Raw genomic sequence first — 283 nt, 5'->3', positions numbered from 1 at the left:
AAGTATGATCCTGTTCGCGATCACACGTGCACAATCCACATCGTGGGTGATTATTAGAGAAGAAGTATTGTATTTCTTCTGCACATCCAGCATAAGCAGTATGATTTCTTTTGCTGTAATGGGATCCAATCCTGTGGTGGGTTCGTCGTAAAAGATGATCTTTGGCTTGAGAATAAGGGCTCTTGCCAATGCAATTCTTCGTTGCATTCCTCCTGAAAGCTCTGCAGGCATTAGATCGAGGGTATGAGCTAAACCTACATTTTCCAGAGCTTCCATAACAAGA

The 283-nt window shown here is 42.8% G+C and carries 1 protein-coding gene; it reads right to left on the bottom strand.

The features are described from left to right. Positions 1-283, bottom strand: a 283-nt coding sequence (locus HC175_RS23470) for an ATP-binding cassette domain-containing protein (RefSeq protein ID WP_168140131.1), incomplete at both ends; no start/stop codon positions are given.

The organism is Salinimicrobium oceani, from assembly GCF_012037645.1.
Note: the sequence above shows the minus strand (reverse complement) of the source record. Positions and strands in the feature narration are given on the sequence as shown.